The sequence below is a fragment of the Lysobacterales bacterium genome (genome assembly GCA_014946745.1).
Classification (GTDB): domain Bacteria; phylum Pseudomonadota; class Gammaproteobacteria; order Xanthomonadales; family Xanthomonadaceae; genus Aquimonas.
This window is the reverse complement of sequence record JADCRD010000003.1, coordinates 499,367-522,059: the sequence shown is the minus strand read 5'-3', so window position 1 is coordinate 522,059 and position 22,693 is coordinate 499,367. Positions and strand designations below refer to the sequence as shown.

Annotated in this window: 18 protein-coding genes and 1 CRISPR repeat array; of the genes, 16 read left to right on the top strand and 2 right to left on the bottom strand. The window is 68.2% G+C overall.

What is annotated here, in order from left to right; all coding sequences use genetic code 11:
- The first annotated feature begins 5 nt into the window (after positions 1–5).
- From cas5c to ppa, 11 genes are all read left to right on the top strand, one after another.
- Positions 6–671 (top strand): type I-C CRISPR-associated protein Cas5, encoded by a 666-nt coding sequence (gene cas5c / locus H4O13_17935; GenBank protein ID MBE5317276.1) that lies wholly within the window; start codon positions 6–8, stop codon positions 669–671.
- The gene (cas8c, locus tag H4O13_17930) at positions 668–2,425 is read left to right on the top strand and encodes a type I-C CRISPR-associated protein Cas8c/Csd1 (protein MBE5317275.1); all 1,758 of its coding nucleotides are present in this window, start codon (positions 668–670) and stop codon (positions 2,423–2,425) included. Before cas5c ends, cas8c begins: the two co-directional genes overlap by 4 nt.
- Positions 2,422–3,333, top strand: a complete 912-nt coding sequence (cas7c, locus tag H4O13_17925; GenBank protein ID MBE5317274.1) for a type I-C CRISPR-associated protein Cas7/Csd2 — start codon at positions 2,422–2,424, stop codon at positions 3,331–3,333. Before cas8c ends, cas7c begins: the two co-directional genes overlap by 4 nt.
- Position 3,334: 1 nt before the next feature.
- Positions 3,335–3,574, top strand: a complete 240-nt coding sequence (locus H4O13_17920; GenBank protein ID MBE5317273.1) for a DUF433 domain-containing protein — start codon at positions 3,335–3,337, stop codon at positions 3,572–3,574.
- Positions 3,575–3,577: 3 nt separating this feature from the next.
- On the top strand, positions 3,578–3,958 hold the full coding sequence (locus H4O13_17915; protein MBE5317272.1) for a DUF5615 family PIN-like protein: 381 nt from the start codon (positions 3,578–3,580) through the stop codon (positions 3,956–3,958).
- Entirely contained in the window at positions 3,939–4,562 is a 624-nt protein-coding gene (gene cas4, locus H4O13_17910) for a CRISPR-associated protein Cas4 (protein ID MBE5317271.1), read from the top strand. Before H4O13_17915 ends, cas4 begins: the two co-directional genes overlap by 20 nt.
- Entirely contained in the window at positions 4,559–5,602 is a 1,044-nt protein-coding gene (gene cas1c, locus H4O13_17905) for a type I-C CRISPR-associated endonuclease Cas1 (protein MBE5317270.1), read from the top strand. The genes cas4 and cas1c overlap by 4 nt, the downstream gene beginning before the upstream one ends.
- Before the next feature lie 7 nt (positions 5,603–5,609).
- Positions 5,610–5,900 (top strand): CRISPR-associated endonuclease Cas2, encoded by a 291-nt coding sequence (gene cas2, locus H4O13_17900; protein MBE5317269.1) that lies wholly within the window; start codon positions 5,610–5,612, stop codon positions 5,898–5,900.
- Positions 5,901–6,076: 176 nt separating this feature from the next.
- Positions 6,077–8,934: a CRISPR direct-repeat array (repeat unit 37 nt; unit sequence GTCGCCTGCTCATCAACGAGCAGGCGTGGGTTGAAAC).
- A gap of 1,030 nt (positions 8,935–9,964) precedes the next feature.
- Complete coding sequence (locus H4O13_17895; protein ID MBE5317268.1) at positions 9,965–10,963, top strand: DJ-1/PfpI family protein; 999 nt, start codon at positions 9,965–9,967, stop codon at positions 10,961–10,963.
- Between the two features lie 10 nt (positions 10,964–10,973).
- Positions 10,974–12,566 (top strand): beta-lactamase family protein, encoded by a 1,593-nt coding sequence (locus H4O13_17890; GenBank protein ID MBE5317267.1) that lies wholly within the window; start codon positions 10,974–10,976, stop codon positions 12,564–12,566.
- Positions 12,567–13,154: 588 nt separating this feature from the next.
- Positions 13,155–13,703: an inorganic diphosphatase gene (gene ppa / locus H4O13_17885; GenBank protein MBE5317266.1), complete on the top strand. Its 549-nt coding sequence runs from the start codon at positions 13,155–13,157 to the stop codon at positions 13,701–13,703.
- A gap of 262 nt (positions 13,704–13,965) precedes the next feature.
- Here ppa and H4O13_17880 read toward each other — a convergent pair whose 3' ends face one another.
- Positions 13,966–15,585 (bottom strand): diguanylate cyclase, encoded by a 1,620-nt coding sequence (locus tag H4O13_17880; GenBank protein ID MBE5317265.1) that lies wholly within the window; start codon positions 15,583–15,585, stop codon positions 13,966–13,968.
- 1 nt (position 15,586) lies between these two features.
- Positions 15,587–16,594 (bottom strand): DUF2333 family protein, encoded by a 1,008-nt coding sequence (locus tag H4O13_17875; GenBank protein MBE5317264.1) that lies wholly within the window; start codon positions 16,592–16,594, stop codon positions 15,587–15,589.
- A 453-nt stretch (positions 16,595–17,047) separates the two neighbouring features.
- On the opposite strand from H4O13_17875, the gene H4O13_17870 reads away from it, so the two are divergent.
- The 5 genes from H4O13_17870 (at position 17,048) to H4O13_17850 (ending at position 22,639) form a co-directional block, all read left to right on the top strand.
- A complete protein-coding gene (locus H4O13_17870) occupies positions 17,048–18,691 on the top strand; it encodes a dihydroxy-acid dehydratase (protein MBE5317263.1) in 1,644 nt (547 codons plus the stop codon).
- Between the two features lie 73 nt (positions 18,692–18,764).
- Complete coding sequence (gene ilvC, locus H4O13_17865) at positions 18,765–19,805, top strand: ketol-acid reductoisomerase (protein ID MBE5317262.1); 1,041 nt, start codon at positions 18,765–18,767, stop codon at positions 19,803–19,805.
- Positions 19,802–21,568 carry an acetolactate synthase 2 catalytic subunit gene (locus tag H4O13_17860; GenBank protein MBE5317261.1) on the top strand — a complete coding sequence of 589 codons (1,767 nt, stop codon included), beginning with the start codon at positions 19,802–19,804 and terminating at the stop codon, positions 21,566–21,568. Before ilvC ends, H4O13_17860 begins: the two co-directional genes overlap by 4 nt.
- Entirely contained in the window at positions 21,552–21,788 is a 237-nt protein-coding gene (locus H4O13_17855; GenBank protein ID MBE5317260.1) for an acetolactate synthase, read from the top strand. The genes H4O13_17860 and H4O13_17855 overlap by 17 nt, the downstream gene beginning before the upstream one ends.
- Positions 21,779–22,639: an aminotransferase class IV gene (locus H4O13_17850; protein MBE5317259.1), complete on the top strand. Its 861-nt coding sequence runs from the start codon at positions 21,779–21,781 to the stop codon at positions 22,637–22,639. The genes H4O13_17855 and H4O13_17850 overlap by 10 nt, the downstream gene beginning before the upstream one ends.
- Positions 22,640–22,693: the final 54 nt, after the last annotated feature.

The window sequence follows — 22,693 nt, the reverse complement described above, 5'->3', positions numbered from 1 at the left end:
CACGCATGCAAGGTTTCTGTCTGGACGTCCGCGGCGACTTCGCCTGCTTCACCCGGCCCGAGATGAAGGCCGAGCGCGTGTCCTACGACGTGATCACCCCGTCGGCGGCGCGCGCGATTTTCGAGTCGATCTGCTGGAAGCCGGCGATCCGCTGGCAGGTGCAGAAGATCGAGGTGTTGAACCCGATCCGCTGGTTCAGCCTGCGCCGCAACGAGGTCGGCTCGGTGGTGTCGTCGCGCTCGGTCGAGGCTGCGATGCGGTCGGGCTCGGGCGCGCTGGCGCTGTACGCCGACGAGGATCGCCAGCAACGCGCCGGCCTGTTTCTGCGCGATGTGCGCTACCGCCTGCATGCGCGCTTTGAGCTGACCCGCGAGGCCGGGCCCGGCGACAACGCTGGCAAGTTCGCCGACATGTTCCGGCGCCGCGCGCAGCGCGGGCAGTGCGTCAACCAGCCCTACCTCGGCTGCCGCGAGTTCTCGGCCGACGTGCGCTGGGTGGAAGACGTGGCCGCTGAACCCGCCGCGCTGGACGAGAGCCGCGAGCTCGGCTGGATGCTGTACGACCTCGACTTCGCCACCCCCACCGAGCCTGCGCCGCGCTTCTTCAAAGCGACGCTGCAGCAGGGCGTGGTGCAGGTGCCGGCCTGGAACAGCCCGGAGGTGCGCGGATGATCCTGCAGAGTCTGGTCGAGCTGTACGAGCGCCGCGCGAAGCTCAGCGATAGGAATGAGCAGCCGGCGCCGCTGGGGTTCGAGAGCAAGGAGATTCCGTTCCTGATCGAGATCGACAGCGGCGGACGCTTCCTCCAGTTCCGCGATGTGCGCCAGGGCGAAGGCAAGGCGCGGCGGGCGCGGCCGCGCATCGTGCCGCAGGGCGAGAAGAAGACCTCCGGCGTCAAAGCCAACCTGCTCTGGGACACCGCCGAATACGTTCTGGGCTGTCCGGTCGAGCTGAAGGGAAAAGCTTCCAAGCCCGAGCGCCTGCGCGAACAGCATCTCGCCTTTCGCCAGCGGGTCGAAAGCCTGCCGGAGCCTGCGCGCAGCGATGCCGGCGTCGCGGCCGTGCTCGCCTTTCTCGATGCGCTCGATCTGGAGCAGCTGGCGCGCGACCCGCTGTGGGAGGAGATCCGCACCAGCAACCCTCTGATGAGCTTTCGCCTCTCCAATGATGACGACCTCGTCTGCCAGCGCCCCGCCGTGGTGGCCGCGTGCAGGTCATTGCTGTCGGCCGCGGACAACGACGGCCTGTGTTTGGTCAGCGGCGAGCCTGCGTCGATCGAACGACTGCATGCGGCCATCAAGGGCGTCTGGGGTGCGCAGACCTCGGGCGCCAACATCGTGTCTTTCAATCAGGCCTCGTTCGCGTCCTACGGCAAGTCGCAGGGCGCGAATGCCCCCGTCGGCAAGGACGCTGCCGCCAAGTACACGACAGCGCTGAACGATCTGCTGGGCCGCAACTCCCGGCAGCGCGCGCAGGTGGGCGATACCTCGATGGTGTTCTGGTCCGAGCACGACAGCGCCATGGAGCAAGGCGACTTTCTGAGCCTGCTGGGCATCGCCCAGGAGGACGACCCGGCCGCCCACACCGACCGCGTCGCGAAGCTGTATGCCACGGTGCGCACCGGCCAGTACGCACAGCTGCCCGAAGCGCGACAACGCTTCTACGTGCTGGGGCTAGCGCCGAATGCCGCGCGGCTGTCGGTGCGCTTCTGGCATGTCGACACCATTGCCGGAATGTCCGCGCGCTTTGCCCGCTGGTTCGATGACATCGCGCTCGCTCACGGCCCGAACCAGCCGGAAGCCCTCCCGCTGAACCGACTGCTTCGCGCCTGCGCCCTGCAGGGCAAGCTCGACCACCTGCCGCCCAGCCTGGGCGGCGACATCCTGCGTTCGATCCTGTCGGGTGCGGCCTACCCGCAGAGCTGGCTGCAGGCCGCGCTGCGGCGCTGCCGGGCCGAACAGGACATCGACTACCCACGCGCCGCCGCGCTCAAGGCCTGCCTGAATCGGATGGCCACTGAAGACAAGGAGAAGCTCACCGTGTCGCTCGACCCAGAGAACACCAATGTCGCCTATCGCCTCGGCCGCCTGTTTGCCGTGCTCGAACGCATCCAGGAAGAGGCGAATCCGGGCCTCAACGCCACGATCCGCGATCGCTATTTCGGTTCGGCATCCAGCAACCCGCTGGCCGTGTTTCCGACGCTGAATCGCCTGAAGAATCACCACCTCGCCAAGATCGACAGCCGCGGCCGCGCGCAGAACCTTGAAAAGCTGGTCGGCGCGATCATCGACGGCCTGCCGGCCGATGTGCCCTTCCCACCCAGCCTGGCGCTCGCCGACCAGGGACGCTTTGCCGTCGGCTATTACCACCAGCGTCAGCACACTTCGACCTATCGCACCGTCAATGAACAGGAGACCGCCGCATGAGCCTCGCCCATCGCTATGACTTTGCCCTGCTGTTCGACGTGATCGACGGCAACCCCAACGGCGACCCCGACGCCGGCAACCTGCCGCGCTTGGACGTGGAAACCGGCTTGGGCCTGGTGACCGACGTCTGCCTCAAGCGCAAGGTGCGCAACTACGTCGGCCTGGTGAAGAGCGAGCAGCCGCCCTACGAGATCTACGTCAAGGAGCGCGCCGTGCTCAACAAGCAGCACGAGCGCGCCTATGAAGGCATCGGCGCCGCCGAGGCGCTGGCCAGCGATGACAAAAAGCGCAAGGGTGGCGCCCATGTCGATGAGGCCCGGCAGTGGATGTGCCGCAACTTTTTCGATGTCCGCACCTTTGGCGCGGTGATGTCGACTGGCGTCAACTGCGGCCAGGTCCGCGGCCCCGTGCAGCTGACCTTTGGCCGCTCGGTCGACCCCATCGTCGCGCAGGAGCACAGCATCACCCGCATGGCGGTCGCCACCGAAGCCGAGGCCGAGGCCGAGAAGCAGGGCGGCGATAACCGCACGATGGGCCGCAAGCACACCGTGCCCTATGGCCTCTATGTCGCGCATGGCTTCGTCTCCAGCTTCCTCGCCAAGCAGTCGGGCTTCTCCGAAGTCGACCTCGAACTGCTGTGGCAGGCGCTCGGCCAGATGTTCGAGCACGACCGCTCGGCCGCACGCGGGCAGATGTCCACCCGCGGCCTGTACGTGTTCAAGCACGAGAGCGAGCTGGGCAACGCGCCTGCGCACAGCCTGTTCGACCGTCTCACGGTGGCGCGCAAGCCCGAAGTGTCGATTGCCCGCCGCTTCGACGACTACGCCGTGCACTTCGACGGGCGTACCCTTGCCGCGGGCGAAGTCGTATCCGCCGGCCCGGGCGTTGAACTGATCCGCAGGTGCTGACATGGACTGGAAGAGCCGCATCGTGGCCGAACCCGAGGTGATGCTGGGCAAGCCCTGCATCCGCGGCACGCGCATCTCGGTGGAGTGGATTCTGGAGCGGCTCTCCGGCGGTTGGGACCTGCCCACCCTGATCGAGGCCTACCCGCACCTGAGCGCCGAAGACATCCAGGCCGCCCTGGCCTTTGCCGCCGAGCTGATGCGCGACGAACGCTACATCGCCGCGGGCAAGGCAGTGGCCTAGGCCATGTGGCCGCCGCGCCTGCTGGCCAACGAGAACCTGCCCGCGCCGTCGATCCGGCGGCTTCGGGCCGCGGGTATTGAAGTGGCCGCCATCCGCGAGGACTCACCGGGCATTGATGACGTCAGCGTGCTGGCGCGCGCCGTGGCCGAGCAGCGCTGGCTGCTGACCTTTGACATGGACTACGGCGAGCTGATCTTCCGGCGCGGGCTGACGCCACCGCCTGCGCTGGTGCTCTACCGCCTGCAGCGCTTCGGCGTGGACGATGCCGCGCTGCGCCTGCTGGCCCTGCTCGATACAGCTGAAGCGCGCAGCGGCGGCTACTTCATCGTGCTGGACGAGGCCGTGCGCTGGCGGCCCTTGGGCGATGCCGCGGGTGGACGCTGAAGACCCCATCCCGCTGTCAGCCCTGCAGCACTGGAGCTACTGCCCGCGCCAGTGCGCGCTGATCCATCTTGAGCAAGCCTTTGCCGAGAACCTGCACACCGCGCGCGGGCGCGCCGTGCATGCGCTGGTCGATGAACCCGGGCTGGAGCGTGCAGGCCGCACGCGCATCGAGCGCGCCATGCCGCTGTGGTGCGAGCGCTTGGGCCTGATCGGCAAGGCCGATGTGGTCGAGTTCGCCGCTGACGGCACGCCCTACCCCGTCGAATACAAGCACGGTCGCCGACGCCAGCGTCGGCACGACGAACTGCAGCTCGCCGCGCAGGCGCTGTGCCTGGAAGAGATGACCGGCAAGCCGGTGCCCGCGGGCGCGATCTACCACCACAGCTCGCGTCGTCGGCGCGAAGTGCGCGTCGACGCCGCGCTGCGCGCCGAGGTGGAAGCAGCAGCCCTCGCAGTGCGAGAGATGCTGCGTGAGGCGCGCCTGCCGCCACCGGCCAACGACGCGCGCTGCCGCGAGTGCTCGCTGATCGAACTCTGCCAACCCAAGCCGCTGGCCGAGCACGCCCGCTACGCGGCGCTGCTGAAGGAGCTGACCGCGCCATGAGCCTCAGCTACACCCTGCAGAACACCCTGTACGTGATGACCGGCGGCAGCTATCTGCATCTGGACAACGACACCGTGCGCATCGAAGTGGAGCGCGAAACCCGCCTGCGCGTGCCCCTGCACCATCTGGGCAGCATCGTCTGCCTGGGCGATGTGCTGATCTCACCGGCCCTGATCGGACGCTGCGCGGAAGCCGGCATCGGGCTCTGCCTGCTCGATCGCAGCGGCCGATTCCGCGCGCGCATCGAAGGCCCGATGAGCGGCAACGTACTGCTGCGACAGGCCCAGCATCAGGCCGTCTCGGATGCCGCCAGCACGCTGGCGAACGCGCGCCAGTTCGTGCTGGGCAAGCTGCGCAACAGCCGGCATGTGCTGCAGCGCGGCGCGCGCGAGGCGAAGACCGAAGCCGACAGCGAAGCGCTGGCTGCGGCGGTGCAGAAGTTCGATGCCTCGCTGCGCGCAGCCACCGCAGTGGAAGATCTGGATGCCCTGCGTGGCGTGGAAGGCGAAGCCGCACGCACCTACTTCGGCGCCTTCCAGCACCTGATCCGCCCCGACCGCCGCGAGGCCTTCGCTCCTTGCGGGCGCAGCCGACGGCCGCCGCGGGATCGCTGCAACGCCCTGCTCTCCTACCTCTATACCTTGATCACTCACGAATGCCGCAGCGCGCTCGAAGTGGTGGGGCTGGACCCGCAGATGGGCTTCCTGCATGCCTTGCGCCCCGGTCGGCCCGCGCTGGCGCTGGACCTGGTGGAAGAGTTTCGCGCGGTGCTGGCCGATCGCACTGCGTTGTCCTTGATCAACCGCGGGCAGATCGGCGAGAACGATTTCCGCATCACCGAAGGCGGCGGTGTGCTGCTGGGCGACGAGGCGCGCCGCACCGTCGCCACCGCCTGGCAAACCCGCAAGCAAGACGTGTTGACCCACCCGCTGCTGGAGGCCGAGATTCCCTGCGGTCTGCTGCCGCAGGTGCAGGCCCGCATCCTGGCGCGCAGCCTGCGCGGCGAAACACCCGCCTACCTGCCCTATCTGCACCGCTGAGGTCGCCATGCTGGTCATCGCCTGCTACGACGTGTCCACCGAAACCAGCGAAGGCCGCAGTCGCCTGCGCCGCGTGGCCAAGGCCTGTGAACGCATCGGCCAGCGCGTGCAGAAGTCGGTGTTCGAGTGCCGCATCAACCAGATGCAGTTCGAAGAGCTGGAGCGCCGCCTGCTGTCGATCATCGACCCCGAGCAGGACTGCCTGCGCTTCTACCGCCTGCACGAGCCGGTGGAACTCAACATCAAGCAGCACGGCAACTTCCGTGCGCTAGACTTCGACGGCCCCTTGGTGGTCTGACGCGAACCCCAAGCATCGCCCGATTTCCCGTCAGGTTCACGCAGACCGGAAAGCCCTGATTTCTCTGAAGTTGCGGAGCCGCGCGTGGCTGTTCGCTCGCTCGATGTCCAGCATTCAACGAGGTTCGCGCAAAGCGTGCGCGCAAGCCTTGCAGATCAGCGTTTTGCCGAGGTGGAGTCGCCTGCTCATCAACGAGCAGGCGTGGGTTGAAACGGTGCTGGTGCCCACCACCGGATTGGCGAACACGGTCGCCTGCTCATCAACGAGCAGGCGTGGGTTGAAACACGGCAGTGGGCGACAGCGGTCTGACCGGCGTGTCGCCTGCTCATCAACGAGCAGGCGTGGGTTGAAACAAGATGCAATTGACGAGCTGCAGGCAGAAAAACGTCGCCTGCTCATCAACGAGCAGGCGTGGGTTGAAACAAGTCCGCGGCGGGCTTGAGCCCTACACCATCCGCGTGTCGCCTGCTCATCAACGAGCAGGCGTGGGTTGAAACTAGAAATCCAGCGGCTGGCGCCGATCAACAACGGTCGCCTGCTCATCAACGAGCAGGCGTGGGTTGAAACATGCTCGACGAGGCTAGACGCGTCTAGCGCTGTCGCCTGCTCATCAACGAGCAGGCGTGGGTTGAAACGCCTGGCAGTCCTGCTGTGTGACGATGCGCGTGGTCGCCTGCTCATCAACGAGCAGGCGTGGGTTGAAACTTTGCAGTACGGCCATGCGCGGCGCTGCGATCGAGTCGCCTGCTCATCAACGAGCAGGCGTGGGTTGAAACACGCTTGGCTGGCCTGACCCATGACCAACAAGCGGTCGCCTGCTCATCAACGAGCAGGCGTGGGTTGAAACGAGCGCATGGCGAGGGATGTTGCGCTGCTTTCCAAGGTCGCCTGCTCATCAACGAGCAGGCGTGGGTTGAAACGGGCTGGATCCGCTTGACGGCACGCTGCAGAGCGTCGCCTGCTCATCAACGAGCAGGCGTGGGTTGAAACTCGACAAGATCGATCGCATTGGTGCGCGCGACGCGTCGCCTGCTCATCAACGAGCAGGCGTGGGTTGAAACTCGACAAAGCTGGCCTGCTGCGGCGTGAGCCCGGTCGCCTGCTCATCAACGAGCAGGCGTGGGTTGAAACAGTGATGGCTACTAGCAGGCAGTCTTTGCCAGCGTCGCCTGCTCATCAACGAGCAGGCGTGGGTTGAAACCAGTCGGCGGTGCTTGTGGCCAAGGATGCCGGCGTCGCCTGCTCATCAACGAGCAGGCGTGGGTTGAAACTGCGCGGCACCTTCAAGCCCTGATCCACGCGCGTCGCCTGCTCATCAACGAGCAGGCGTGGGTTGAAACACTCCGCACCTCCCTTCGCCTGAGCCTGGGCGGGTCGCCTGCTCATCAACGAGCAGGCGTGGGTTGAAACAAGGTGAACAAGCAGCGCGAAGAGATCATCTGCGTCGCCTGCTCATCAACGAGCAGGCGTGGGTTGAAACACCAGATCGCCAAGCTGGCGAGTCAGTTTCTCGGGTCGCCTGCTCATCAACGAGCAGGCGTGGGTTGAAACCGCTACGGAGTCAATGTCCTGCGCCGCGAATCAGGTCGCCTGCTCATCAACGAGCAGGCGTGGGTTGAAACCTCTCCTTCCTCGCGCGCGCGCGCGAAGGCTTCGTCGCCTGCTCATCAACGAGCAGGCGTAGGTTGAAACACAACAGCCGCGTTTAGCTCGCCGCCGATCAGGTCGCCTGCTCATCAACGAGCAGGCGTGGGTTGAAACCCGGTCGCGTGCCCTAGCCTCTGCAGCAGCCAAGGTCGCCTGCTCATCAACGAGCAGGCGTGGGTTGAAACTTGAGGCCCAGGGCCTCGCGCTCTGCCAGCAGGTCGCCTGCTCATCAACGAGCAGGCGTGGGTTGAAACAAGAAGGCGCGCGGCGATTCGCAGCGGCACAGCCTGTCGCCTGCTCATCAACGAGCAGGCGTGGGTTGAAACTCGCCGTGGCGGAACAGCACGGTGGTAGTGCGAGTCGCCTGCTCATCAACGAGCAGGCGTGGGTTGAAACGCCAGCTCCTCATCCGCGCCGCGTCCGCGCGGCCGGTCGCCTGCTCATCAACGAGCAGGCGTGGGTTGAAACATGTTCGCGAGTCGCTTGGGGTCTTTCTTGATCGTCGCCTGCTCATCAACGAGCAGGCGTGGGTTGAAACCTATGGTCCACTGCCCACGCGGGTGCAGCCTGTGTCGCCTGCTCATCAACGAGCAGGCGTGGGTTGAAACAGGTCTGGCGGGCAGTGCTCGTGATAGCGCGCGGCGTCGCCTGCTCATCAACGAGCAGGCGTGGGTTGAAACTTTCTGAGTCCGCAGGGCGTGCGGTCTGTGTCGGGTCGCCTGCTCATCAACGAGCAGGCGTGGGTTGAAACGCCACGCGCACGCGCTCCAAGCGCGCGGCCAGGTCGCCTGCTCATCAACGAGCAGGCGTGGGTTGAAACCGGCATGCGGACCTTCATGGACAACTTCGCGCCCGGTCGCCTGCTCATCAACGAGCAGGCGTGGGTTGAAGCGATGCTGCGGCAGACGCCCAGCCGAATTGGAATGTCGCCTGCTCATCAACGAGCAGGCGTGGGTTGAAACGGGCAGTACGTGCTGGCCAGCGGGCTGAGCCCCGTCGCCTGCTCATCAACGAGCAGGCGTGGGTTGAAACATGGGTCAGGTGCAGATCACTGGCGAGTACCAGGAGGTCGCCTGCTCATGAACGAGCAGGCGTGGGTTGAAACGGGTCGAGCGGCGGCGCCTGCAGAATCAGGTGCGTCGCCTGCTCATCAACGAGCAGGCGTGGGTTGAAACAACGCGGATCTGGCGCGCGCCAGCGGCGGCGGCGTCGCCTGCTCATCAACGAGCAGGCGTGGGTTGAAACCTGTTCGAGGAGACGGTGAGGATCGCTGGTGTCGGTCGCCTGCTCATCAACGAGCAGGCGTGGGTTGAAACCTGTTCGAGGAGACGGTGAGGATCGCTGGTGTCGGTCGCCTGCTCATCAACGAGCAGGCGTGGGTTGAACCTGGAACGTCAGTGCGCCCGAACACGTCGGCCTCGTCGCCCGCATATCAATTCGCGGGCGGCGGTTCCCGCCTCAGTGCCTCGCGGGATCAGGGGTGCCGGAACGGGGCGGTAATCGAGAGCCGGTGGGTCAAGACCCACCCTATGGGCTGGAGAGCAGGTAAAGGTCGCGCAAGCACAAGCCCAGGCACTGACCGGGCGCCGATGGCTTGGCTGTGACCTTGCCGCGAAGGCTGCGATATCGACCCAGCCAGCTGAAGTCTTGGGCGCAAGGCGTTCACAAGTCGCGCGTGAACCGGCGCGCTGTGCCGAACGCGTTCAATTTTCATCGCGCCGGATCCATAGGGTGGGTCTTGACCCACCGCGGCGTGGCGTCCGCCGCAGCGCCTCGCGCTGTCCGGGGTGCCCGGCCGAGGCGGAAATCGAGCGCCGGCGGTCGAGAGCCGGTGGTCGAGAGCCGGTGGGTCAAGACCCACCCTATGGGCTGGAGCGCAGGTAAAGGTCGCGCAAGCACAAGCCCAGGCACTGACCGTGCGCCGGTGGCTTGGCTGTGACCTTGGCGGGAAGGCGGCGATATCGACCCGACCAGCTGAAGTCTTGGGCGCAAGGCGTTCACAAGTCGCGCGTGAACCGGCGCGCTATGCCGAACGCGTTCATTCGTCATCGCGCCGGATCCATAGGGCGGGTCTTGACCCACCGCGGCGTGGTGTCTGCCACAGCGCCTCGCGCTGTCCGGGGTGCCGGGCCGAGGCGGAAGTCGAGTGCCAGTGATCGAGAGCCGGTGGTCGAGCGCCGGTGGGTCAAGACCCACCCTATGGGCTGATCGGGCACACCCTTCGCTGCAGCACGCCAGCGTCGCCCTAGGGCCGCGGCGGAGGTCGAACGCAGCGCGCATCGCCCAGGGTGATTCGGCCCGCTGAAGCGTCCGGTCGAATCTGCATCTACTTCGGCGCGCGCGCCGCAACCCATACGTGGCTGAAATCATCGTTTCCTGGTCTTTCTGCCCCGCCTCGCCCAGCGCAGACTGGCCGCATGAAACCCTCCACCCGCACCCGACAGATTGTTCTCCTCGGCTACGACGGGCTGACCGCGCTGGATCTGACCGGGCCGGCGGAAGTGTTCGCGACGGCGAACGATTGGCTGCGCGAGCGGCGCCCGCGAGGGCGCGGTGGCTATGCCCTGCAGGTGATGAGCCTCGATGGCCCGTGCTTTACGGCGGAGAACGGTCTGCGCCTGGTGGCGGACGCGCTGTTGGAGAACCCGGCACCGGCCGACACCGTGATCGTGCCGGGCGGCAAAGGCCTGCGCGAACCGGCGCGGCTCGCGCGCGCTGCGGCCTGGCTGCGGCAGCACCACGCGGGCGTGCGGCGTCTGGCCTCGATCTGCACCGGCGCCTATGCGCTGGCCGAAGCCGGACTGCTCGATGGCCTGCAGGCGACCACCCATTGGAAGCATGCCGCAGCCTTCGCCGCGCGCTATCCGGCGATCGGTCTGGTGATCGATGCCCTGTACCTGCGCCAAGGCGCGCTCTACACCTCCGCGGGAGTGACTGCCGGCATCGACCTCTGCCTGTCGCTGGTGGAACAGGACCACGGCAGCGACTGCGCGCTGGCGGTGGCGCGCGAGCTGGTGGTGCATCTCAAGCGCCCGGGCGGCCAGCGCCAGTACTGCGATCGGCTGGCGTCGCGGGATGCAGAGGACGTCCGCTTGAGCCGGCTGTCGGCCTGGATCCTCGATCATCTCGACGGCGAGCTGTCGGTGGCGGCGCTGGCCGCGCGCTGCCACTGCAGCGAGCGTCAGCTCTCACGCCTGTTCATGCGCCACTTCGCGCTGTCGCCAGCGGCCTATGTCGAGCGGCTGCGGGTGGAAGAGGCCGGGCAGCGGCTTATCGCGAGCCACCTTGGCATCGAGCGCATCGCCCGCAGCGTGGGTTACCTCAGCGCCGATGTGTTCCGCCGCGCTTTCGAGCGCCACTACGGCATCGCGCCGCTGCAGTACCGCGCGCAGTTTCAATCCCGATCCACCCGCTGAGGCTGTCGACATGACTCCCGCTGCACGCCCTGCAAGCTCTGCCGCTACACGCGTTCGCGCTTCGCTGTTCCTGCTGCTGTCGATGGCGACCGGCCTTGCCGCCGCATCCGAGGCGCGCGAGCACCGCCCGCCTGACTTCAGCGAGGCCGATGCGTTTGCGCGCGCGGCGCTCGATGCGGGCGAGATCCCGTCGGCGGCCTATGCCATCGCCCGCAACGGCGTGGTGCTGCATGCCGCTGCGGTTGGCACGGCCGATCGTGAGCGCAGGATCGCGGCGAGCCTGCAGACGCCCTATGCGCTGGCATCCTTGAGCAAACCGATCACCGCGACCGCGCTGCGCGTGCTGCAGCATGCCTCTGGCCTGTCGCTGGACGCACCGATCCAGGAGCTGCTGCCTGCGCTGGCACCGGAAAACGGGCAGGCCGATCCACCGCAGGGCGTCACGCTGGCGCGGCTGCTGCACCACACCGCGGGCCTGGGCACCTATGCGCGGATCCACTACGGCGAGGCGATCGAGGCGGCCGCAGCCCGGGCATCAATGGCGCAGCGGCCCTACCTGCGCACCGTGCAGACGCCGGGCCGGATCGCCGAGTATTCGAACCTTGGCTACGGCCTGATCGGCGATGCCATCAGCGCGCGCAGCGGCGTCTCCTTCGAGCGCTACCTGCAGCGTGCGGTGTTCACCCCTTTGGCGATGCGCGATGCGTTTGTGGCCGGCACACACGCCCACGCGGGCGCGGTCGCCTACGACGCGTCGCTGACACCGATCGGCCCGCTGTGGAACGACACACCGGGCGCGGGCAACGTGTTCGCGAGCGTCGACGACCTGCTGCGCTTCGGCGCCTTTCATCTCGACCCGTCGCGCTTCGAAGCGATGCTCGCGCGGCTGCCAGAAGCGCAGGTGATGGCCATGCGCGGCCCCGACCCCGACGGCGCCGCGCATCCGCTGTATGGCGAGGCCTGGTACGGCCAGGGCTGGTACGTGCGCGGCCCGGTCGCCGCACCCCAGCAGCTCTGGCACGAAGGCGGCATGCCCGGCGCGAGCACGCTGCTTGCGCTCTATCCCGAGCAGGGCCTGGTGCTCACCGTGCTGGTCAACCGCAGCGAGGCCCAGCCCTTCGTGCAGGCGCTGGCGGAACGCCTCTTGAGAACCGCCTGGCCCGAGGCACCGGCGCTGGGCCTGGACCCGATCGCCGGCTTTGCTGCCTTGAGCACACCGACGCGCTTCCGCGGCGACTGGGCGGGCACGGTCACGGTCGATGGACAGGCGCGCAGCGTTCGCCTGCAGATCGATCCCGAAGGCGAGAGCCGGTTCGAGTACCTGTCCGGCGTCGACGGCGAGACCACGCCCACCGTTCGGACCTTCCAGGCGATCGTCAGGGAGAACTCGCTGGTCAGCGCCGTGCAGGGGCCCTGGCGTTCGGCCGACGCGCCGGACGGCGCGGCCGCGCTGCTGCTGAAGCTCAGCCTGCGCGATGACGACGTCCTCGAAGGCGCCCTGGTGGCCTACGAGGGGCCGCAGCGGCTGCGCCTGCTGCTGCCGTTCGCACTGAGGCTGCAGCGGGTGGCCGAAGCGCCGGGCAGTGCCGCCGTGGAGCGCTGACCCACGGCGCACTCGACACTCTCAAGAAACAGAACACTTGGAACCCACTGGTCGTCCCGCCAGGCGCGGCCGTTTGTAGGAGCGAGCTTGCTCGCGACCCGCAGGGTGGTGCAGAGCGCAGGCAGCGGTCGCCTGCAAGCAGGCTCCTACAGGGCGCGCAAGCGGACGTGCCCCGGTCTCTTCAAGAACACCTGGCTCGCAACGCGCGGCCGAGAAACTCTGGGGACGTTGGGCGGACAAGCCGTGTGCACCGGCTGCTCGCAGGGCTTCTGGAAATCGTCCGAGGCGCCGCTCATCACGAGGGAGGGGAGCGCGGTGCGCGCGCCCAATGTGCCACCTCTGGTGCGCGACACGCGCGCCCTGTGTGCTACCTCTGTTGCGCGGCACGCGCAAGCTAGTGCGGCCGTGCCGCCAGGGCGCACCGACTATGGCCGTGGTGCGCCGCAGCAGCCGATCCCGTATCCTTCGCGCCGCGCGGGCGGCCGTTGTTTGCACGGCGGCCAGGGCAAGCAGGGCGCTGTGTTCCGCCCCAAGCGCCGGGCCCGACCCGCTATCGACTTCCTTTCCTACCCCCCGCAGGAGCCAGCCATGGGCCTCGAACTTGTTCCCTCCGGCCGCGATGTGCCGAACGAGATCAACGTCGTCATCGAAATCCCGAAAGACGCCGAGCCGGTCAAATACGAGGTCGACAAGGACACCGGCGCGATTTTCGTTGACCGCATCCTGTCGACGCCGATGCGCTACCCCTGCAACTACGGCTATGTCCCGCACAGCCTGTGCGGCGATGGCGACCCGGCCGACGTGCTGGTGATCCTGCCGCTGCCGCTGATCCCGGGCGCGGTGATCCGCTGCCGCCCGGTCGGCGTGCTGAAGATGACCGACGAGGCGGGCTCGGACGAGAAGCTGCTGGCCGTGCCGGTCGGCAAGGTCTTCGCCGGCTACAGCCACATCAACGACATCGAGCAGGTGTCGGGCCACTGGCTGGAGCGCATCGGCCACTTCTTCGAGCACTACAAGGATCTCGAGAAGGGCAAGTGGGTCAAGCTCGAAGGCTGGGGCAATGCCGCCGAGGCCAAGGCCATCCTGCTGGACGCGATCGAGCGCTACAACAGCAGCGACGACAAGCCGAAGTTCTGATCCAGGCGCTCAGGCTTGCGCCGATAGTGCGGCGTGATCCGGCGGATGTGCGCGACGCCCGGCCCTTGGTCGGGCGTTGTCGTGTGTGGTGGGCAAGCGGTGCATTGATCGTGGCGCTGTGGCCTGCATGCAGGCGCCCGCAGGAGCGCGGAGCGCGGTCGCTCTGGCGAGTGCCGAAGCCGAAGCCGAAGCCGAAGCCGAAGCCGAAGCCGAATCCCGGCAATGGTCTCAGCGCGCCTGCTGGCGACGACGATGCCTCGGCTCAGCCGCGCACCACCCGGTTGCGGCCGGCCTTCTTGGCGGCGTACATGGCCTCGTCGACGCGCTTCAGCAGCTCTTCGGCGCTGGCGTCGGGATGCCAGGCGCTGGCGACCACGCCGATGCTGGCGGTGCAGGCCAGCGGCGCCTCGGGCCCACTGCCCACCAGCGGCAGCAGCTCGATGCGCTCGCGCACACACTCGGCCAAGCGCTGACTGGTGGCGATATCGGCGCCCACCAGGATCAGCACGAACTCGTCGCCGCCCAAACGCGCCACCACATCGCTGCCGCGCACCAGGCTGCGCAGCAGCTGGGCCACGGCGACCAGCACGCGGTCGCCGGCGCTGTGGCCGAAGCTGTCGTTGATCTGCTTGAAGTTGTCCAGATCAACGAAGACCAGACCGAAGTCGCTGCCCTGGCTGCGCCGACGTTCAACCTCGCTCTGCAGGCGCGCCAGCGCGGTGCGGCGATTGGCGAGTCCAGTGAGCGGGTCGGATTGAGCCAGCGCGCGCATCTCGTCGCGCTGCCGGCGCAGGCTGGCCAGCCGCATCATCAGCATCGAACTGGAGGCCACGGCGATCCAGGCAGCACCGCCGACATAGGCCTCGATCTTCCAGCCGCCCAGCAGGCCGGGCAGAAACACGCCCGAGGCGCTGACCGCGGCCAGGGGCAGCACACCGATCAGGTTGGCGGTGGGCAGCAGACGTCGCCTGAGCATGCCGGGCAGCGACACCAGCACCACGCCACCGAACAGCAGGGCGACGCCGAACTCGGCCCAGGCGGCGAAGGTGGGAATCGCCGACCACGGCAGCAGCCAGGCCGGCAAGGCCAGCATGGCGAGCACGACGCAGCCGGCACTGATCAGGCGTGCGCCGCGCGAATGGGTGCGCAGGCGCGTCGAGGTCATCATCAGGAACACGGTGATCGCAGCCACCAGCAGGGGCGAGCTCAGCAGGATCCGCAGTCGTGCCTCGCCCACCGGCAGCCAGGCCTCGGGAAAGCCCGAAAGCCCGGTGATCACGGCGATCCAGACCACCACCAGCACGGTGTTCACCGACAGGCTCAGCAGCGCGACCTCGCGCAGCGCCACCCACGCGAGCGCGGTCGAGAACACCACGCTGAAGGTGATCGCCAGCACCGCCACGCGGAAAGCAAAGCGCAGGGTGTCAGCGCGCTGCACCTCAAGCGGCGCGCCGACATCGATCACCACGGGCCAGAGATCGAGCGCGGCGCCGGACACGGACACCTGGATCGGGTTGCTGCCGCCCAGGACCGGCACGAACACGCCGCCCACGCCGGTGCGGAAGCGCGAGTCGGCGCGCGCACCGTCGCCGTACTGTCCGCAGTAGACGCGATCACCGTGGGCAATCCGCACGCGGTCGACAGCGATACCGCTGACCAGCACGGCCAGGGGTTTGGCCTCCCATCCGGGGGCGGGGGCTTCGATCCGATGGCGCGACCAGCCTTCGCCCTCGGCGTCGGAGCAGTCCACCGGCAGGCTGCGCGAGCCCGCGGAATCGGGATGCGTGCGGATCACCGCCTCGCCCGCTGCGGCTGCTGGCGAGTGCAGGCCGAGCGCCAGCAGCACGAACAGCAGCAGCGACAGGCGCGGCGCGGTCGACACCTCAGCCGCGCTCCAGCAGCTGGCGCAGGTCGATGACCGCGGCGTTGGCGCGCGAGACGTAGTTGGCCATCACCAGCGAGTGGTTGGCGAAGAAGCCGAAAGGAGAGCCGTTCAGCACGATCGGGCTGCCGAGATCGTGCTGGCTTTCCTCAAGCTCTCGAATGATCTGGCGCAGGCTGACCAGGGCGTTCTTGTCGCGCAGCACCGGCTCGAAGTCGTGCTCGACGGCGCGCAGGAAATGCAGCAGGGCCCAGGTGGTGCCGCGCGCTTCGTAGAAGACATCGTCGATCTCGGTCCACGGCGTCTGCACCATACGCGGCGACACGCCGGGCGTGCTCTGGGTGGCGCTGCGGTCGCCGGCGCGGTCGGTGTCGATGCGGATCTGCCCGACGCTGGCCGACAGACGCTGCGAGAGCGAGCCGAGGCGCTTCTCGACCACCGCCAGCCAGTCGGCGAGGTTGTCGGCGCGCGCGTAGAACTGCGCCGAGTAGGGATCGCTGTCCGAGAGTCGTCCGAGATAGCCCTCGACGTGGCCGATGGCTTTGCGGTACTGGCTTTCGGAGGCGGGCAGCAGCCAGCGGTCGGAGGGCGTCGAGAACAGCGGGTCGGCCTCAAGCAGATCGACGTCTTCGGTGCTCTGGGTCTGCGAGCGGCTGAACTCGTTGCGGAAGGCCTTGGCGAAGTCGCGCGTCTGCACCAGCGCGCCGAATTCCCAGTTGGGCACGTTGTCCATGATCGCGCCCGGCGGCAGCTTGTCGTTGCTCAGGTAACCACCGCGCTTGTCGAGCAGGGTTTGCGCCACGCGGATCAGGGCCTCGGTGCTGACCGTGCCGACCACCACCGGCTGGCCGCGCTCGGATGCGCGCGCCTTGGCGTGGGCGACCACGTCGAAGGCGTCCGGCTCGTGATCCCACCACCACATGAAGAAGAGCATCGCCAGCAGGGGCACGCCGATCAGCGGCGCGGCGATCAGGGCGTAACGTCGGGGCTTCGAGTTCGAGACGGACATGATAGGCAGCTCCTTGCAATGCACGGGCCAGTGTAGAGACCTTACGGCCAGCCGCGCGGGCGCGCCCAGCGCAGCCGGCCGACAATGCCGGCCCTCGACGGCAGTTGGCCTAATGCCGTTTCGGCTGTTGACACTCTGCGAAAGCCTGTGCTTTGCTGCGGCGCATGAATCGCCAGCCCAGCCGCCGCCGCGCTACCGCCATTGCCCGCACCGCTCAGGTGCAGGCGGCGAATGCACGCATCGCGGCCGCCGCGCTCGCGCTCCTTGTACTTGTACTTCTTATTGGCCTGCCACCCGGCGCGGGATAGGAAAGTACGGTCCGAAGACAGCCTGAGAGCAGGCCAGGATCCGAAAACACCGAAAACCCCGCCCCGGCAACGAGGCGGGGTTTTTTCTTGCCCTCGATTTCTCCCCGCCGACGCCAGCCCTTCCACCGCCACCAGGAATCCCCCCGTGCAGAGCGACGCAATCAAGACTGGTCCCGCCCGTGCCCCCGCCCGCGCCATGCTGCGCGCCACAGGCCTGGACGACGCTGCGATCGCAAAGCCGCTGGTGGCGGTGGTCCATACCTGGTCCGACGTCAGCCCCTGCAACATCAACCTGCGCGAGCTGGCCCAGCACGTCGGCATCGGCATCAAGCGCGGCGGCGGTACGCCGATCGAGTTCAACACGATCGCGGTCACCGACGGCATCGCCATGGGCTCGGAAGGCATGCGCGCCTCGCTGCCCTCGCGCGAAGTCATCGCCGATTCGATCGAGCTGGCGGTGCGCGGCCACTGTCTCGATGCCGTGGTGCTGCTGGTCGGCTGCGACAAGACGATTCCTGCTGCCGCGATGGCGCTGGGCCGGCTCAATCTGCCCGGCCTGATCCTCTACGGCGGCACGATCCTGCCCGGCCGCTGCAAGGACAAGGCGATCACCATCCAAGACGTGTTCGAGGCGGTCGGCGCGCATTCGGCCGGGCGCATCGACGAAGCCGAGCTGATCGAGGTCGAGAAGGCCGCCTGCCCCGGCGCCGGCGCCTGCGGCGGCCAGTTCACCGCCAACACGATGGCGATGGTGATGACCTTCCTCGGCCTGTCGCCGATGGGCCTGAACGATATCCCCGCACCCGCGCCGGAAAAGCGCGATGCAGCCGAGGCCTGCGGCGAACAGGTGATGCGCCTGTTCGCAAACCAGGGCCCGCTGCCGCGCGAGATCATCACGGCCGAGAGCCTGCGCAATGCGGCCCGCGCGGTCTCGGCCACCGCCGGTTCGACCAATGCCGCCCTGCATCTGCTGGCGATCGCGCACGAGGCCGGCGTGGCCTTCGATCTGGAAGAGTTCCAGGCGGCCTCCGAAGTGCCGGTGATTGCCGATCTCAAGCCCGGCGGCCGCTACACCGCCGCCGAGCTGTACACGATGGGCGGCACCGCGCTGGTGGCCCGCGAGATGAAGGCCGCCGGCCTGCTGGCCGATGCACCGACCGTCAGCGGCCGCAGCTTCTTCGCCGAGATCGATGCCGCCCCCGCCGGCGATCCGAACCAGGACGCTGTTCGCCCGGTCAGCCATCCGATCAAGCCCACCGGCGGCTATTCGATCCTCTACGGCAACCTCGCGCCCGAGGGCTGCATCGTCAAGCTGGCCGGCCACGGCCGCCGCCGCCACGAGGGCCCGGCCAAGGTCTTCGACTCGGAAGACGCCGCCTTCGCCGCCGTGCAGGCGCGCGAGATCAAGGCCGGCGACATCGTGGTGATCCGCTTCGAGGGCCCGGCCGGCGGCCCCGGCATGCGCGAAATGCTGGCGGTGACCGCGGCACTCGTGGGCCAAGGCCTGGGCAACGAAGTCGCGCTGATCACCGACGGCCGTTTCAGCGGCGCCACCCACGGCTTCATGGTGGGCCACGCCAGCCCCGAGGCCGCGCGCGGCGGCCCGATCGCGCAGCTGGCCGACGGCGACACCGTGATCATCGACGTCGATCGGCGCGTGCTCGAAACCAGCGCCGACCTGTCGCGCCGCATCCCCGCCCGCATCGCTGCGCGCGTTGAGACCGGCGTGCTGGCCAAGTACGCCCGGCTGGTCAGCTCCGCCTCGCGCGGCGCGATCACCACCGCTTGAAGCAGACGCCCAGAACCTCGCCCCCGCGAACGACCCACACCCACCACCGCAGCGCCCTTCCAAGGAACCGACGATGAGCCAGCCGAACAATCCCGCCGCCACCCTGCCCCGCGTCGCCATCATCGGCTACGGCAGCCAGGGCCGCGCCCACGCCCTCAACCTGCGCGACTCCGGCGCCGACGTGATCATCGGACTGCGCCCGGGCGGCCCGACCGAGGCCAAGGCGAAGGCGGACGGCTTCACCGTCAAGTCGCCGGCCGAGGCCATCCGCGAAGCCGGCCTGATCGCCGTGCTGACCCCGGACATGGTGCAGCCGCAGCTGTATCGCGAGCACATCGAGCCGAACATCCAGAAGGGCGCCTGCCTGCTGTTCGCGCACGGCCTGAACGTGCACTACGGCGAAATCGCGCCGCGCGAAGACCTCGACGTGATCCTGGTCGCGCCCAAGGGCCCGGGCGCGCTGGTGCGCCGCGAGTTCGAAATCGGCCGCGGCGTGCCCTGCGTCTACGCCGTCAACGCCGACCGTTCGGGCAAGGCCGAGCAGCTGGCGCTGGCCTATTGCGCCGGCGTCGGCGGCGCGCGCGCGAAGGCGATCAAGACCACCTTCAAGGAAGAGACCGAGACCGATCTGTTCGGCGAGCAGGCGGTGCTCTGCGGCGGCGCGACCAAGCTGGTGCTGGCCGGCTGGGAGACGCTGGTCGAGGCCGGCTACCAGCCCGAGATCGCCTACTACGAGTGCCTGCACGAGCTGAAGCTGATCGTTGATCTGCTGTACGACGGCGGCCTGACCCGCATGCACGAGTTCATCAGCGAGACCGCGCAGTACGGCGATCTGACCCGCGGCCCGCGCGTCATCGACGCCGACACCAAGGCGCGCATGAAGGACATCCTGACCGAGATCCAGGACGGCACCTTCGCGCGCCAGTGGATCGCCGAGTACAAGGCCGGCAATCCCGAGTACCAGCGCCTGAAGCAGGCCGACCTGGATCATCCGATCGAGAAGATCGGCAAGACCCTGCGCGCCGAGATGGCCTGGCTGAACGCCGCGCCGAAGGCTGACGCCAAGCCCGCCGCCGACGCTCCCGCTGCCAAGCGGCAGGACGCCGCCGCATGAACGCCCGCGCCGCCCACAGCCTGGACGCGTCTGACGCGTCGGCCGAACCCGCCGCCGCGCCGATTGCGACGGCGGCCTTCAAGCCCGCCAAGAACGGCGCCGAACTGATGGCCCGCTGCCTTGAGGCCGAAGGCACCGAGGTGCTGTTCGGTTACCCGGGCGGCGCGATCATGCCCTTCTACGACGCGCTCACCGGCTCGCCGATGCGCCACATCCTGGTGCGCCACGAGCAGGGTGCCGCGCTCGCCGCCAACGGCTTCGCGCGCGCCTCGGGCAAGGTCGGCGTGTGCGTGGCCACCTCGGGCCCCGGTGCGTCCAACCTGGTCACCGGCATCGCTGATGCCTTTCTGGACTCGGTGCCGATGGTGGTGCTGACCGGCCAGGTGCCCACCACCCTGATGGGCACTGATGCCTTCCAGGAGTTGGACGTCTACGGCATGACCCTGCCGATCGTGAAGCACAGCTTCCTGCTGCGCTCGATCGAAGACATGCCCAAGGTCGTCCACGAAGCCTTCCGCATCGCCAAGAGCGGCCGGCCCGGGCCGGTGCTGATCGATTTCCCGAAAGACGTGCAGAACGCGCCGGCGCAGCATCTGCGTCCGCTGCCGCCTTCGGTGCAGGGCACCCTGCCGCAGCCCTCGGCCGCGCATCTCATCGAAGCGATCGCCGCGATCGCCTCGGCCGAACGGCCGGTGGTCTACGCCGGGCAAGGCGTGGTGCTGGGCGATGCGGTCGCCGAGTTCCGCGCCTTCGTCGAGTCGGCCCGTCTGCCGACCGTGCAGACCCTGCGCGGCCAGGGCAACCTGCCGCCGGACCATCCCTACCTGATCGGCATGCTGGGCATGCACGGCACCCGTGCGGCGAACACCGCCGTGCAGGAATGCGACCTGCTGATCTGCGTCGGCGCGCGCTTCGACGACCGCGCCACCGGCAAGCTCAGCGAGTTCGCGCAGAACGCGCGGGTGATCCATCTGGATGCCGACCCGGCCGAGATCAGCAAGCTGCGGCGTGCCGACGTGCCGCTCTACGGCGACTTGCGCGATTCGCTGCGCGGGCTGGCCGCGGCGCGCAGCAACTGCGAGGACTGGCACCAGCGCTGCCAGCGCATGCGCGCGACCAGCGCGCCGCGCTACGACGCGCCGGGCAAGGGCGTGTACGCGCCGGCCCTGCTGAAGCGCCTGTCCGAGCTGATGCCGCCCGACACCGTGGTCGCCTGCGACGTCGGCCAGCACCAGATGTGGGTGGCCCAGCACTGGCGCTTCCACCATCCGCGCAACCATCTGACCTCGGGCGCGCTGGGCACCATGGGCTTCGGCCTGCCGGCGGCGATGGGAGCGCAGTTCGGCTGCCCGGATCGGCCCGTCGTGCTGGTCTCCGGCGACGGCAGCATCATGATGAACATCCAGGAGCTGGCCACCGTCGCGCGCTGCAAGCTGCCGATCAAGATGGTGCTGCTGGACAACAGTTCGCTGGGCATGGTCCGCCAGTGGCAAGAGCTCTTTTTCGCGAAGAACTTCAGCGAGATCGACCTCTCCGATAACCCCGACTTCGCCGCACTCACCCGCGTGTTCGGCATCCCCGCCGTGCGTCTGGAGCGCCGTGAGGACACCGAGGCCGCACTGCGCGAGCTGATGGCGACACCGGGCCCGGCCCTGCTGCACGTGATCATCGATGCCCGCGCCAATGTCTGGCCGCTGGTGCCGCCCAACCACAGCAACGCGACCATGCTGGACGAGACCGAAGCCCATGCGATTCCGGCTTGACCTGACCCTGCGCCCGGCCGAAGGCGCGCTGCTGCGCGTGCTGGGCACGGCCGAGCGCCGCGGCTACACGCCGCTGGCCATCGAAGGCCAGCGCAGCGGCGAGGAGGAATCCTGGCGCCTCCAGCTGACTCTGAGCGGCGAACGTTCGCCCGAGAGCCTGTGCCGGCAGATGGAAAAGCTCTACGACTGCCTGAAGGTGGAGGTGGCCGAATGTCCCTGAGCCTCTGGTACAACGGGGACATCGTCCGCGTCGACGAGGTCGGCATCCACCCGCTGGCGCACGGCCTGCACTACGGCACCGGTGTGTTCGAGGGCATCCGCGCCTACGCCACGCCGGACGGCGCCGCGGTGTTCCGCCTGCGCGATCATCTCGATCGCATGGCGCTTGGCTGCGAGGCGCTGGGCATCCGCTTTTCGATCAGCGAGTTCGAGGCGGCGACGCTCGCCGTGCTGCGCGAGAACCGGCACCGCGACGCCTACATCCGCCCGCTGGCGACCTATGCGCGCGGCGGCCTCGGGCTCGATGTCGAAGTGCTGGGCGAGGATGTGCTGGTGGCCTCGATGCCGTGGAAGCCGCATCTCGGCAGCGAGCGGGTCAAGCTCGCGCACAGCCCGTACCGGCGCAACACGGCCGCGGCGATACCGCCTCTGAAGCTCTGCGGCGCCTACGTCAATTCGATCCTGGCCAAGCGCGAGGCCACCTCGCGCGGCTTCGGCGAGGCCCTGTTCACCGATGCGCAAGGCCAGGTGGTCGAGTGCACCGGCGAGAACGTGTTCATGGTCAAGAACGGTCGCGTCACCGCGGTCGAACACCCCGACGCCCTGCCCGGCATCACCCGCGCCACCGTCATCGAGCTGGCCGGCGCGGACGCGCGTCCAGTGTCGCTGGAAGAATTGAAGGACGCCGACGAGATCTTCCTCACCGGCACCTCGGCCGAGATCGCCCAGGTCGGTTGCTTGGATGCGCGCGAACTGGGCGCGAATCCGATCAGCCTCGAACTACGCAGGTTGTACCAGCGCGTGGTCACCGGGCAGGAAGCCTCGCGCAGCGGGTGGCTGACCGCCTATTGAGGCAAAGTCCGCGCCTCAGCGGGCCGGGCTGCTGTGGTCGGTGGCGGGTTTCAG

Excerpts from the sequence above, each read along its gene's own strand:
- cas5c (MBE5317276.1), top strand. The coding sequence starts at position 6 with ATGCAAGGTTTCTGTCTGGACGTCCGCGGCGACTTCGCCTGCTTCACC.
- cas8c (MBE5317275.1), top strand. The coding sequence starts at position 668 with ATGATCCTGCAGAGTCTGGTCGAGCTGTACGAGCGCCGCGCGAAGCTC.
- cas7c (MBE5317274.1), top strand. The coding sequence starts at position 2,422 with ATGAGCCTCGCCCATCGCTATGACTTTGCCCTGCTGTTCGACGTGATC.
- H4O13_17920 (MBE5317273.1), top strand. The coding sequence starts at position 3,335 with ATGGACTGGAAGAGCCGCATCGTGGCCGAACCCGAGGTGATGCTGGGC.
- H4O13_17915 (MBE5317272.1), top strand. The coding sequence starts at position 3,578 with ATGTGGCCGCCGCGCCTGCTGGCCAACGAGAACCTGCCCGCGCCGTCG.
- cas4 (MBE5317271.1), top strand. The coding sequence starts at position 3,939 with ATGCCGCGGGTGGACGCTGAAGACCCCATCCCGCTGTCAGCCCTGCAG.
- cas1c (MBE5317270.1), top strand. The coding sequence starts at position 4,559 with ATGAGCCTCAGCTACACCCTGCAGAACACCCTGTACGTGATGACCGGC.
- cas2 (MBE5317269.1), top strand. The coding sequence starts at position 5,610 with ATGCTGGTCATCGCCTGCTACGACGTGTCCACCGAAACCAGCGAAGGC.
- H4O13_17895 (MBE5317268.1), top strand. The coding sequence starts at position 9,965 with ATGAAACCCTCCACCCGCACCCGACAGATTGTTCTCCTCGGCTACGAC.
- H4O13_17890 (MBE5317267.1), top strand. The coding sequence starts at position 10,974 with ATGACTCCCGCTGCACGCCCTGCAAGCTCTGCCGCTACACGCGTTCGC.
- ppa (MBE5317266.1), top strand. The coding sequence starts at position 13,155 with ATGGGCCTCGAACTTGTTCCCTCCGGCCGCGATGTGCCGAACGAGATC.
- H4O13_17875 (MBE5317264.1), bottom strand. The coding sequence starts at position 16,594 with ATGTCCGTCTCGAACTCGAAGCCCCGACGTTACGCCCTGATCGCCGCG.
- ilvC (MBE5317262.1), top strand. The coding sequence starts at position 18,765 with ATGAGCCAGCCGAACAATCCCGCCGCCACCCTGCCCCGCGTCGCCATC.
- H4O13_17860 (MBE5317261.1), top strand. The coding sequence starts at position 19,802 with ATGAACGCCCGCGCCGCCCACAGCCTGGACGCGTCTGACGCGTCGGCC.
- H4O13_17855 (MBE5317260.1), top strand. The coding sequence starts at position 21,552 with ATGCGATTCCGGCTTGACCTGACCCTGCGCCCGGCCGAAGGCGCGCTG.
- H4O13_17850 (MBE5317259.1), top strand. The coding sequence starts at position 21,779 with ATGTCCCTGAGCCTCTGGTACAACGGGGACATCGTCCGCGTCGACGAG.